The organism is Allobosea sp. (genome assembly GCF_035999205.1).
In the GTDB taxonomy this organism is placed as follows: Bacteria; Pseudomonadota; Alphaproteobacteria; order Rhizobiales; family Beijerinckiaceae; genus Allobosea.
The window spans coordinates 117279-129646 of the sequence record NZ_DASYHA010000024.1 but is presented as its reverse complement, the minus strand read 5'-3'; the positions used below and the strand labels follow the sequence as shown (position 1 = coordinate 129646).

Annotated in this window: 9 protein-coding genes; 4 read left to right on the top strand and 5 right to left on the bottom strand. The window is 66.5% G+C overall.

Going from position 1 to position 12368, the window contains the following annotated elements:
* The first annotated feature begins 79 nt into the window (after positions 1 to 79).
* The 3 genes from rsgA to VGN82_RS13245 all read left to right on the top strand — a co-directional run bounded on the left by rsgA (position 80) and on the right by VGN82_RS13245 (position 5303).
* Positions 80 to 1093 (top strand): ribosome small subunit-dependent GTPase A, encoded by a 1014-nt coding sequence (gene rsgA / locus VGN82_RS13255; RefSeq protein ID WP_327527490.1) that lies wholly within the window; start codon positions 80 to 82, stop codon positions 1091 to 1093.
* A gap of 132 nt (positions 1094 to 1225) precedes the next feature.
* Positions 1226 to 1885, top strand: a complete 660-nt coding sequence (locus VGN82_RS13250; RefSeq protein ID WP_327527489.1) for a peroxiredoxin — start codon at positions 1226 to 1228, stop codon at positions 1883 to 1885.
* Between the two features lie 319 nt (positions 1886 to 2204).
* Entirely contained in the window at positions 2205 to 5303 is a 3099-nt protein-coding gene (locus tag VGN82_RS13245) for a cyclic nucleotide-binding domain-containing protein (RefSeq protein ID WP_327527488.1), read from the top strand.
* A gap of 31 nt (positions 5304 to 5334) precedes the next feature.
* Here VGN82_RS13245 and VGN82_RS13240 read toward each other — a convergent pair whose 3' ends face one another.
* The 4 genes from VGN82_RS13240 to VGN82_RS13225 form a co-directional block, all read right to left on the bottom strand.
* A complete protein-coding gene (locus VGN82_RS13240; RefSeq protein ID WP_327527487.1) occupies positions 5335 to 6324 on the bottom strand; it encodes a G1 family glutamic endopeptidase in 990 nt (329 codons plus the stop codon).
* A 44-nt stretch (positions 6325 to 6368) separates the two neighbouring features.
* The gene (locus tag VGN82_RS13235) at positions 6369 to 7388 is read right to left on the bottom strand and encodes a phosphatase PAP2 family protein (protein ID WP_327527486.1); all 1020 of its coding nucleotides are present in this window, start codon (positions 7386 to 7388) and stop codon (positions 6369 to 6371) included.
* Positions 7389 to 7436: 48 nt separating this feature from the next.
* Positions 7437 to 9260, bottom strand: a complete 1824-nt coding sequence (locus VGN82_RS13230) for an adenylate/guanylate cyclase domain-containing protein (RefSeq protein WP_327527485.1) — start codon at positions 9258 to 9260, stop codon at positions 7437 to 7439.
* Between the two features lie 182 nt (positions 9261 to 9442).
* Positions 9443 to 9715, bottom strand: coding sequence for a hypothetical protein (locus VGN82_RS13225; protein ID WP_327527484.1), 273 nt, complete (start codon positions 9713 to 9715; stop codon positions 9443 to 9445).
* Between the two features lie 158 nt (positions 9716 to 9873).
* On the opposite strand from VGN82_RS13225, the gene VGN82_RS13220 reads away from it, so the two are divergent.
* Complete coding sequence (locus VGN82_RS13220) at positions 9874 to 10557, top strand: Crp/Fnr family transcriptional regulator (RefSeq protein ID WP_327527483.1); 684 nt, start codon at positions 9874 to 9876, stop codon at positions 10555 to 10557.
* Between the two features lie 37 nt (positions 10558 to 10594).
* On the opposite strand, the gene VGN82_RS13215 is transcribed toward VGN82_RS13220, so the two are convergent.
* Positions 10595 to 12304 carry a cache domain-containing protein gene (locus VGN82_RS13215; protein ID WP_327527910.1) on the bottom strand — a complete coding sequence of 570 codons (1710 nt, stop codon included), beginning with the start codon at positions 12302 to 12304 and terminating at the stop codon, positions 10595 to 10597.
* Positions 12305 to 12368 lie beyond the last annotated feature (64 nt).

Sequence of the window (12368 nt, the reverse complement as noted above, 5' to 3'; positions counted from 1 at the left end):
CGCATCAGCGCTTGCCAGCCGGCGCGATCCCCGCTCTATCGCTGAGCATGACGATGACGCTGCATGATGGGCGCTGCTCATGACCGGCCCCCGCCAGGACGACAGTCCGCTGACGCTGGCCACACTGGGCTGGTCGCGTTTCTTCGCCGAACAGTGCGAGCCGGACGAGGCTGGGCTGGTGCCGGCCCGCATCGCCACAGTGCATCGCGCCCGGATGAGTGCGATCGCCGAGGAAGGCCCCATACGGCTGGAACTGGCGGTTCACACCAATACCGGTGAATACACGGTCGGCGACTGGGTTCTGGTCGAGCCCGGTACGCATCGGCTGCGGCGGCTGCTGGAACGCCGCAGCGTGCTTGCGCGGCGCATCGAGGGCAGTAAGACGCCGCAGCTTGCGGGTGCCAATATCGACACGCTGTTCATCGTCACCTCCTGCAATTCCGACTTCAACGTGGCGCGGCTGGAGCGCTATCTGGCGCTCGCCAACGAGAGCGGCGCCGAGCCTGTGATCCTGCTGACCAAGGCCGATCTGGTTAAGGACGTCGAGACGTATCGGGAGCAGGCGGCCGCCTTGCAGCGCGATCTGACGGTCGCGAGCGTGAACCCGCGCGAGGCGAATGCGGCTTCGGTATTGGCGCCCTGGTGCACGGAAGGCCGGACAGTGGCGCTGGTCGGCTCGTCGGGCGTCGGAAAGTCGACTCTGGTGAACGCTCTGGCCGGCACGAGCGACGCCGCACCGCAGGAGACCGGAGGCATCCGTGCGCGTGACGACAAGGGCCGCCACACCACGACCTCGCGCTCGCTGCATGCGATTGCCGGCGGCGGCTGGGTGATCGATACGCCGGGCATGCGCACCCTCCATGTCAGCGATGCGGCATCCGGCCTGGAGACGCTGTTCGCGGAAATCACCGAGCGCGCTCATCTTTGCCGCTTCCGCGACTGCAGCCATGAGCACGAACCCGGCTGCGCCGTGCAGGATGCGGTGAAGCAAGGCATCATCGACCCCGAACGGCTGGCGCGCTGGCGCAAGCTCGACCTCGAGAACAAGGCCAAGACGCCGGAGGCACGGGGCCCCAGGGGCAAGCGGCGTTAACGCCCTGCCGGCAAGAGCTGAGACCAGCTATTGCGGCCCGATGACTTGTTGCCACATGAAGCTCTGCGCGGCGGACGCCGCGCTGCGTTCGCCCTGACGGTTCAGGGATACGGCAAGCGGGGACAACAGGTCATGACACTCCAAATCAACAGTATCGCACCTGATTTCGAGGCCCAGACGACCGAAGGAAGGATCCGGTTCCACGACTGGATCGGGGAGGGCTGGTGCGTGCTCTTCTCCCACCCCAAGGACTTCACGCCCGTCTGCACGACCGAACTCGGCAACCTGGCCAAGATCAAGCCGGAGTTCGACCGGCGCGGCGTCAAGGTGATCGGGCTCAGCGTCGACCCGGTCGACCGGCATGCCAGCTGGGCGCAGGACATCGCCGAGACCCAGGGCTTCGCACCGAATTACCCGATGATCGGCGACACCGAACTCTCCGTCTCCAAGCTCTACAACATGCTGCCGGCCGAGGTCGAAGGCACCTCCGATGGTCGCACCGCCGCCGACAATGCGACGGTCCGCACGGTCTTTGTCATCGGGCCGGACAAGCGCATCAAGCTGACGCTGGCCTACCCGATGAGCACCGGCCGCAACTTCGACGAACTTCTGCGCGTGATCGACTCGATGCAGTTGACCGCCAAGCACAAGGTCGCGACGCCGGTGAATTGGAAGGATGGCGATGACGTCATCATCCTGGCCTCGGTCTCGGACGAGGATGCCAAGAAACAGTTCCCCCAGGGCTGGACGACGATGAAGCCCTACCTGCGCGTCCTGCCGCAGCCGAGGTAGAGCAGCGCGGCTCTCCCGCCCGGCTGAGCAGCGCCTCGCTCCAGCCGGGCGCTGACACGGCTGGGCGGGGTGGGGCGTGGGCGTGGTCGTGAGGGCTTTTCGCCCCGGTCACATCGCGACATGATCGATTGCGCCCAGCCGCCCGCGCAACCGTGATGCACGTTCGCGCCGCGGGCAGGGCCGGCGGATGGGTGGTGCGGGGCGGATCGCCCGTGGCGGGGGCTCCTGCGAGGACATCGAGAAGGGGGCCAGAGCGCACCGGCGCGACGGCCCGGATGGATATCTGACGAGCGACGATACTCAAGAAGCGGCGGCTGCGATGGTCGGGTTTTTTGACTATATCTGGCGCAACAGCCGCCGCGAGCAGATCAGGCTCATCGGCATCGTCGTCCTGTCTTTGCCGTTCTACTACCTGTCCCTCGACGTTCCCCGCTACATCATCTCAGATGCACTGCAGGGGCATGCCTTTGCCGGCGGGCGCGACACGGCCCGGTTGTTTCACCTGCATCTGAACTTTCCAGCCGTGCTGGGCGGGCCGCGGACCATCTTCGACGGCATCTGGCTCGACAGGCTGTCCTATCTGTTCGCGCTGTCGGGGGTTTTCCTGCTGCTCGTGCTGATCAATGGCGGCTTCAAATACGTCATCAACATGCGCAAGGGCGCCCTGGGCGAGCGCCTGCTGCAACGCCTGCGTCTCGACCTGTTCTCGGCCGTGCTGCGTTTCAAGCCCGAGGCGCTGCAGCGCATCAAGCCCTCCGAGGCGGCGACCATCATCAAGGACGAGGTCGAGCCGATCGGTGGCTTCGTCGGTGATGCCTTCGTGCAACCGGTCTTCCTGGCCGGTCAGGCGCTGACGGCGCTCGCCTTCATCCTCGCGCAGAACCTCGCGCTCGGCCTGATCGCCGCGGGCATGATCCTGATCCAGGGCGCGGTCATCCCACGCCTCCGGCGCGAACAAATCCGTCTCGGGCGTCAGCGCCAGATCGCCTCGCGGGCCTTCGCAGGCAAGATCGGCGAGGTCGTCGAGACCATGGCGGAGGTGAACAACCACGGCACCTCCGCCGTCGAGACGAGCCAGGTGGCACGGCGCCTCGAAACGCTGTTCGGGATCCGCTACCGGCTCTATGGGCGCAAATTCGCGGTCAAGGCGCTGAACAACCTGCTCGCGCAGATCACCCCGTTCCTCTTCTATGCGGTGGGAGGCTATTTCGCCCTGGCCGGCCGCCTCGATCTCGGCCAGCTCGTCGCCGTCATCGCGGCGTATCGCGACCTGCCGTCCCCGGTGAAGGAGCTGATCGACTGGGACCAGCAGCGGCTGGATGTCGAGGCCAAGTTCCAGCAAGTCGTCGAGCATTTCGCGCTGAACGGCGAGGCGACGCTCGAGCTCGCCGCCGATGGCGCGGACGATGCCGCCTGCCTGTCCGGTGCGGGCCCGATCGTGGCGCGCGGATTGACCGTCGTGAATCCCGCCGGTGATCACGTGCTCGACCGGGTCTCGCTCTCGTTGCCCTTGCAAAGGCACATCGCCCTGTCTGGTGGCGCGAGCGAGGGGGCCGGCATTCTGGCGCAGTTGCTGGGTGGCGGCCTGAGCGCCCGCGACGGCTCGTTGACCATCGCCGGAAGGCCGCTCTCCCTGTTGTCGCCCGAAGCGCGCGGACGCGCGATTGCCTATCTCGGCCCCGAGCCGGTGATCCTCGAGGGCAGCCTGCGCGACAACATCCTGTACGGCCTGCGCCGCGTCGTGCCGGACGAGACGAGCCCGGCGGGCTGGTCCGTGGACCCTGGCCGGGCCAACGCGGCTGACGAGGCCGAGCTCGACCGGAAGCTGATCGACGTGCTGAGAGTCGCAGGGTTGGCCGATGCGGTGTTCCGTTTCGGGCTTGCCGGCAAGCTCGATCGTGCAACACCGTCAGACGTGGTGCTTCGGATCTCGGAGATCCGCACCCGCATCCGTGCCAGACTCGCGGAGCGAGGCTTGGACGCGGCGATAGAGCCCTACGACCCCGAGCGCTACACGCGCAACGCAACGATCGGCGAGAACATCCTCTTCGGCGTGCCGACAGATCCGGCGCTGGTCGGCGCCAGCCTCGCCAGCCATGGTCCGACGCGCCGCGTCCTCGCCGATCTCGGCCTGACCGAACCGCTCCTGGCGATCGGGCGGCGCATCGCCGCGACGATGCTGGAGATCTTTCGCGATCTCGCCCCGGGCCATGTGCTGTTCGAGCAGTACTCCTTCATCGCAGCCGAGAACTTCCAGGAATATCGGGACTTGCTCGGGCGCGTGGAAGCCGGAATGGCCAGCGAAGCCGACCGCGCACAGCTCATCGGACTGGCACTTCTCTATGTCGAGCCGCGGCACCGTCTCGGCTTGCTCGACCTGACGCTCGAGCAGCGCATCCTTGCGGCCCGGTCGGCGTTTCATGATCGGGTGCCGGCTGACACACCCCATTCGATCGCCTTCTACGATCCGCTGGAGTACTGCGCGGCAGCGCCTGTCCGCGACAACGTCCTGTTCGGTTCGGTGGCGCATGACGCGGCCGTGGCCGACGAGATCATACGCGATACGCTAGCCGAACTGGGGCTCGACGCGGACATCCATCGTTGCGGCCTCGAACAGCCGGCCGGCTACGCAGGCCGGCTGTTGTTTCCGGCGATGAAGGTGCAGATCGCCCTAGCGCGCTGCCTCATCAAGCAACCGCAATTGCTGATACTCAACAATGCCTTCGGAGCCTTCGGCCAGGCCGATACGCGACAGACCCTCGACCGCGTCCGGGCGGCCATGAGTGGCCGAACGTTGATCGTTGCCGGGCGCGATCTCGCATCCGACCCGGGCTTTGACCTGCATGTAGCATTCGACGGAGCCAGGCTGTCGGCCGTGCAAAGCGGAGCCGGGGCGGAGTTGGCTGCGGAATGGCCAGCGCCTCCAGAGGCCGAAGCCGAGCCTCCGGCACCGGTCGATACCGAGGAGATCCGCGTGCTGCGATCGGTGCCGATCTTCGGCGACCTCGACACGGCGCGTCTCAAGCTCCTAGCCTTCACCGGCGAACGCGTCGCATTTGCAGCAGGCGATGTGCTCTTCCGGCAGGGCGATGAATCGGATGCGGCCTATGTGCTGCTCGCCGGCACTGCCGATGTCATCATCGAAGCCGGGGATGGCGGCCAGGTACGGGTGTCGAGCCTCGCCCAGAACGCCATTCTCGGCGAGATGGGTCTTGTGACCGACGATCCGCGCTCGGCCACGGTCGTCGCGACCTCCGCCATCGACGCGCTGAAGCTGCGCAAGGATGTCTTCCTTGCCCTGCTCGCCGAGTTCCCGAAGATGGCGTTGTCAGTGACGCGGCTGATGGTCCGGCGCCTGCGGGACAATGTCGCCACGACCGGGCAGCCGGATCGCCGCAGCAGCACGTCTGAGCGCTGACCGACGACCGTTCAGCGACGGGCGCGGCGGGCTACGACGCGACGTGAGACAACTCCAGCTTCTGCTCGGGCAGGAGGACGCGGCGAGCGGTCGAGACCGTGCGGGTACCGGGCGGGTTGGCGATGATCTCGTACATGCGGATCAGCCGTGCGCCTTCCAGGTCGCGATCATGCAGGGCGGTACTTCCCACGGGCCGGGTTTCGGCGATGCAGCTGGTGAAGGCGAAGGGCGTGTAGACGGGCAGGGGATAGGCTTCCCAGCCGTCAGACACCGGAGGGCTCGGACGTTCCATGATCCATTCGGCCGTGGCGCCGCTGATGCGGCAGGGTGAGGGAGCCCAGGCTTTGAAGGCCTCCAGGATGACATCCTGCGTGATGTTCTTCAGGTTGCAGATGACGGAGTACGCGTCGGCTACCGTCAGGATGGCGCTGATCCTGTCGCCGGGCGCCACGGGCAGCTCGAGCGGTTCTTCCTCGGTATCCTGGCCCCGTGCCCACCACTGGAACCACGCGTAGTATTCCGGCTGTCCGGCCAGTCCGGGTCCACAACGCTGCTTCGTGCCGATCTGGGGCAGCGACGAATCCAGATAGAGCTTCTGGCCGTCGAGCCCGATCCACGTCGAGCTGTGAAACTCCGGTTCGGCGCGACCCGGCGGAACCGACACGCTGGGCACCTTCCATTCGGCCATCACCGAGACGAAGCGATGGCCATCGCGGGGCGACTGATAGGCCCCGGACCAGTTGACGCTCTTCTGTGCCGGCTGGCCCGTCGGGGCTGTGCGCGTGATCACCGTGGCGTCCGCGGCAAACTCCGGACTCGCCAGCGCCGGGGCGAAACGCAAGGGCGGGCCATCGCGACGCGGTTGCAGAAATTCCCGTCGGAACGCAGCCGCCTTCGGGTTTGTGGGCATGGCATTGGGCGTCGGCAAGCCGTATTGCTCCAGGACGCTGTCGGGTTGCACCGCTGGATCAAAGGGACCGTGCGGCAGGCCGAGCGGCACAATCCTGTCCTGCCGCAGCACGCGGCTCCGATCGAACCTCGTTGGGCCGTCGCCAGGGCCGGACATCACGGAAAGGCCCTGTCAGGCGTCCATTCCCTTCGGGCCGCCGCGACCACGGCAAGCCCGAATGGCCTGATCGCATAAGCCGTCTGATCCTGCGGATCGGGCTCGGCGAGGATGTCGAACACCGCTTCCGCCAGGCGCTTGCCAGCTTCCGAGTCACTCTGGAAATGCAGGCCGGCGATCTCGCGATTGCGTGCGACCCGGCACGCCAGCGCGTGCAGGCCGGCTTTCATGGCATCGGCGTCGCGCTGCGGCAGGGCCGGCTGGACCAGCCCGAGCACATGCTGCATGCAAAGCGCGATCAGATGAGCCTGGGTCGCGTGGCCGCTCGGATAGGAGGAGTGGCCGGGCACCGGGACCGGCGGAAGCAGGGCCGGGCATTGCCAGGATGGGCGCGGCCGGTTGAACTCATGCTTGAAGTGCAGCGCGGCGAAGGACGCGATCAGGCTAGCGATGTGGAGCACCCGGAAGGTGCGCGGGTGCGAACCTGGCGTCATCGCCAGGAATTCCATGAAGGTCGTGATGAATTCGACATCCTGGCTCAGGATCTCGCCCAGCGCCGACGCACGTTCGTCGCGGGCCATCGCGCATAGGATGTCGATCTCGCGCGCCTGCTTCGTCCCCGACGTCGGGTCGTTCGGGACGACATAATCGTTGAGGCCGATCAGGATGTCGGCGAGATCGTCGTGGATCGCGCCCGGCCCCCAGTTCCTGGCGAAGGGGATCAGGACATCGAACGCATACCAGCGCGCGCCCCAGTTGTTCTCGTCGAAGGCAACAGAAGGCGCTGTGCCCGTATTGGCGCTGCGGAACTTGATCCGACGTCGAGATCCGGTGGATTCGTCGCGGATATGGACCTCCCGGCGAAGCTCTGCGATGCGTTCGACACCGCCCGCGCCGTTCGGTCGGGTTTCCATGATGAAGGGGAAATCGGGCCTGTCGGGGACGAACCAGCCCCCACCCATGTCGCCGCTGATCCCGGCGTTTCCCGTATTGCCGGTGTTGCCCGTGTTCCCGGTCATGGCTCGCCCCCCACGATTGCTGTTACGGCAAAGTCGTCAGGCTTCGGCTCAGTCAGGCAGTCCCGCTCCCCGCAGATGCCCGATCCATCGCTCCAGAACGGGTGGCACGAACGGGCAGCGCGGGGCGTAGGAGGTCAATCGAAAGTCGGGCTGGACCAGCATCAGGCGGTCCGCCGCGCGCGCGGCTTCCGCCATTCGGCCAGCCGCCACCAAGCTGGCGGCAAGCGTCCTCAATGTAAAGCGAATTGCAGGGTTGTACGCGACCGCGCTACGCGCCCAGCTGACGGCCTGATCGTAGTCGCCGTTGACGTAGTGGGCCTGCGCGAGCATGCCCTCGTGCCAGAAGCGATAGGGATCGGCCGGCGCCAGACGCTGTCCCTTCTCGCCGTGCAGCACCGCCAGAGGGCCGTCTCCGACGAATCCGCGTGTTGCGCTGCTCATCGACCAGGCCATCGCCACGCTCGGCCCGGCCTCGATCGCCCGGTCGAGGAAGCGTTGCGCCGTGACGGTGTCGTGCAGCAGGAAGGACTGGACATGGCCATAGATCGCCAGCGCGAGGGCATCGTTGCCGTCGCGCTCGACGGCCGCGAGCGCCCGGTCGACCGCGACCTTGGCGTCCCCGTCGGGATCGGGCGATCCGAGCTCGCCGACACGGAAGACATGCCAGAGGGCCGCATAGGTGAAGGGCGGCGCGTAGGCCGGATCCAGCGCCATGGCCTGCTGCAGCAGCCCGCGCGCACGGGCAAAGCTGTCGGGATCCATCTTGTAGAGCAGGTCGAGCGCCTGGAGCAGCAGGTCGTAGGCTGTCATGTTGTGGGGGTGCTGGCGCAGCGCCCGGCGCAGCTCGCGCTCCCGCACATGGGGGGCGATGGTTCTGACGAGCTTCAACGAGATGCGGTCCTGCAGCTCGAACAGCTCGGCGATCTTGCCATCGTAGTGATCGGCGCTGACCACGGCGCCGTTCTCGTTGGCGATCAGCTCGGTGCTGATCCGGACATTGCCGCGGTGTAGCGCTACGGTTCCGTCCATGATGTAGCGAACGCCGAGCCGGCGCCCGATCGCCACCGGGTCGACCCGCCGCCGACCATATTTCAGGGTCGATCCCCGCGAGATCACGAACAGCTCCTTCAGGCCGGACAGTGACTGGATGATCGAGTCGACGACACCGTCGGCGACCAGGGTCTTCTTGGACCGCGAACCATTCATGCGGAACGGCAGCACAGCGATGGATGCCCGCGCATCGACGCCGGCCGGCGCCTCGCCAATCTTCCGGGTCGGACCGGGGCCCGGCTCATAGCCGAGGGCGAAGACACGCACCGGCCGCTCGTGATTGCGCAGGAAGATCTCGCCCATGTCGAAAGCGAGCGACCTGGCCTCCTCGTCGGCCTGCTCGAAGACAGCCTCGGATATGATCACGCGGCCCTGCTCGGCATAGGATTGCAGCCTGGCGGCAACATTGACCCCGTCGCCGAAGATGTCGTCGTTCTCGAGAATGACGTCGGCAAGATGAATGCCCATCCGAAATGCGATCCGCAGCGCAAGCGGTTGGTCGGCGGTGGCGACGGCCAGCGCGCGCTGCAGGCGAAGCGCGCACCGCGTTGCCGAGGGGGCGCTGTCGAAGGTCGCCAGAAACCCGTCGCCGGTGTTCTTGACGATCCGCCCTTCATGCTCCTGCACGCAGGGATCGATCAGGCTGCTGCGCAGGCTCATCAGGCGATGATGAGTCGCTTCCTCCGCCGCCTCGCTGAGGCGCATATACCCGACGACGTCGGCTGAGAGGATGGCAGTCAGATGGCGCTGCATCGTCGCTACGAAGCTCTCATGTCCCGACCGGAAAGCGCCGGTCGCGACGGCCAGTGCAGGATCAAGCAAGCTTGGCTGAATGCTGGCATGAGAGCCCGGCGCGGTCCACCTCTATGCTGGCCGAGTTCGGCGTCGCAGCAATTGCACGAGCGGGCGGTCCATCACGTTCCCGCGAGACGCCGTCGTCGGGCGGACGACGCAATTTCGACAACGAGAACGATATGCGGTCCGAATTATCGAGCCCGCTCAGATCAATGGCTGCTTTTCTTCGGATCCCAATAGAGCGTTTCGATGCGCTCCATTCCGATGTCGCTCAAGGTGTGGTCGTCGAGAGGCTCCGGCTGGAAGGCGGCGAACCGATCGTCGCGTCCCCGCGACAGCCACCGACGAAGGGTACCGGCTCCGCGCGACAGCCGTCCCAGGAACGAGCCTTCGCCGGTCCCGTCAGCCGGCCCGACGTCGCGCAAAGCTTCCAGATCTGCTACTTTCAAGGTGGTTTGATGATGGTTCAGGGCGTTGTACACGACGTAACTCCCCAGTTGGATCGGCATTGTCGCTGATCGCGAAGGATGATCGCGGCGGCTGATCGCGATGGGTTTCTGGAACTTTAGAGCTTCGGGTTCTGTGCGCTGGATCACATAGGCTGCCGCCGCTCGGCGGAGCCGGTCGCCGGGGTCGCTGGATGAACGAGGGGCGTCAGCGCATCGCGAGCCTTCTGTCGACGAACCCGTTCTTCTCCGGGCTGGTCCAGGACACGCTCGACAGGATCGCGGCGATCTGCAAGCCGCACCATCTTGCGGCGCGCGAGGTGCTGTTCCTGAAGGGAGACACGAGCGATGGGCTCTATGCGATCCGGCGCGGGTTGATCCGTATCGGAACGACCGATGACCTCGGGCAGCAGATGACGATGAACATCCTCGGGGGCGGCGACATCTTCGGCGAGATCGCCCTGCTTGACGGCCGCTCCCGAACCGCCGATGCGGTGGCGATGGAGGATACGGACATGTTCTTCCTGCCGCGGCACGACTTTCTGGGCCTGCTCAAGAGCGACCCGTCGATCGCGCTGCAATTGCTCGAGCTTCTCTGCGCTCGGCTGCGCGACCTGATCGAGCGGATGGAAGAGACGACATTCTTGTCCGCCGAGACGCGGCTGGCCCGCCGGATTCTGATGCTCGTGACCGACTACGGTGCAGAAGTCCACGCCTCGCAGGAGGAACTCGCCTCGCTCGCCGGTGTGACGCGTGAAACGGTGAACCGCCACCTGCAGAATTGGAAGCGCGACGGCATTCTCTCGCTCGGGCGCGGCCGGCTGATGATCCATGATCTCGAGGACTTGAAGCGGCTCGCCAGGATCGGTGCGATTTGAGCACCGGGCAGGCTCGCGCCCGGTTGCCACCGGTGCGTCATTGCGGGGCCAACGCGGCGGCCGCGAAAACCGATACGGGCCGGTCGAACCCCTTCAGAGCACGCGGAACGAGTTCGACAAGCGGCAGCTTCGAGCCCACGGCGCTGGCCGCGACACGATCGACGAGGATTTCCCGGTCATGAGCGCCCGAGCACAACCGTGATGCGAGGTTCACGACGTTGCCGATGGCGGTGTAGTCGAGGCGGCCTTCCGAACCGATGCGCCCGACGGTCGCCGGCCCCATGGCGAGACCCACGCCGAAGCCGAGCCCGTGGTCGAGCGCCTGCCGCTCCGCCAGGAGCCTTTGCACGTCAGACTGCATGTCGCGGGCCATCTCGACGGCACGCAAGGCGGGGTCGGGGCAAGGCACCGGTGCGTTCACGAGCACCATCGCACCGTCGCCGGAAAAATTGGTCAGCGTGGCACCGTGGTTGCTGACCACCCGTTCGAGCGCATCGTAGTACTCGCCCAGAAGGTGAATGACGGTCTCGGGGTCGGAGCGCGCCGAAAAGGCGGTGAAGCCCCGCAGGTCGCAGAAGACCACGACGACTTCGACGCGGCGGCCGTCCAGCACATGCTCGTCTCCGCTGCCATCGACGAGCTCGGCCACTTGTGGCGCGAGAAAGCGCTTGAGCCGGCTGATCCGCTCCGAGCGTTCTTGTGAGACCGCCAGCTCGCCCGCCATCTCGTTGAAGCGGGCCGCAAGCCGTTCGAATTCGTCGCCCGTTGCAATGGTGATCCTGTGGTCGAACTGCCCTGCGCCGATCCGCGCAACCCCGTCTTCGAGCACCAGGATCGGCCGTGTCATGCGCTGGGTGAGCCAATAGGCGAGGGCTGCTGCCAGCGCAGCACCCGCCACGAGCAGGCCCAGCGTGCGCCAGAGCGCGGCATAGATCGGCCCAAAGGCCTCGGCCGCGGGCTGGCTGACGATGACGCTCCAGCCGGCGGACGAGATCGGCGCCATCGCCGCCAGCACCGTGTTGCCCGCGATGTCGCGGCCGGCGATGGCTTCGCCAGGTCGCGCGACGATGGCTGCCCGTAGATCCCTGAGCGGCTGGGTGCCGGCATCGTCGGCACGAAGCACCAGGCTGATATCGGGATGGGCGATGAGGCGGCCTTGCCGATCGAGAACGAAGGCTTCGCCCGTCCGTCCGACCCGTATCGCCGAGATCACATCCCAGATGAATTTGAGGTTGACCTCGGCGACGGCGACACCGGCCGCCGCACGGCTGCCCGCGACGGATACCGTCATGAAGGGCTCCGAACCGCGCTGGAATGTCACTGGCCCGAACCAGGAACGCTCCCCGCGGGCGCCCGTGACGGCCGGGTTGGCGGAATGGTCCTCGCCACCCTCGATCCGATTGAGCCCGATCCTCGACACGAACAGGCGCTCCCTGCCGGCTGCATCGACGAGGGCGAGGCTGAGGACGGCCGGAACCTGCCGCAGCAGAAGCAGGGCCTCCAGCCTGCGCCTCTCATCGGCACTGTCCGACCAGGGCAACTGCACGGTCCAGCGGAGCTGGTCGCGGATGCCTTCCATGAAATCCTGAATCTTGGAGGCGGCTGCCCGGGCCTCGGCATCGAGCAGATCGTTCAGATCGGCCCGCCGGTCGCGATAGCCGAGCCAGGCCTGGCTGCCGCCTGCGATCAGAAGTGGCACGACGACCGCTGCGAACAGGGCAAGGAAATACTTGCTGAACAGGGACATCCGCGGTGCGGCGAGGGGATCGGACACAGTCTTGGCTCTCGGGCGGCGCGCCGGCCAGCTCATT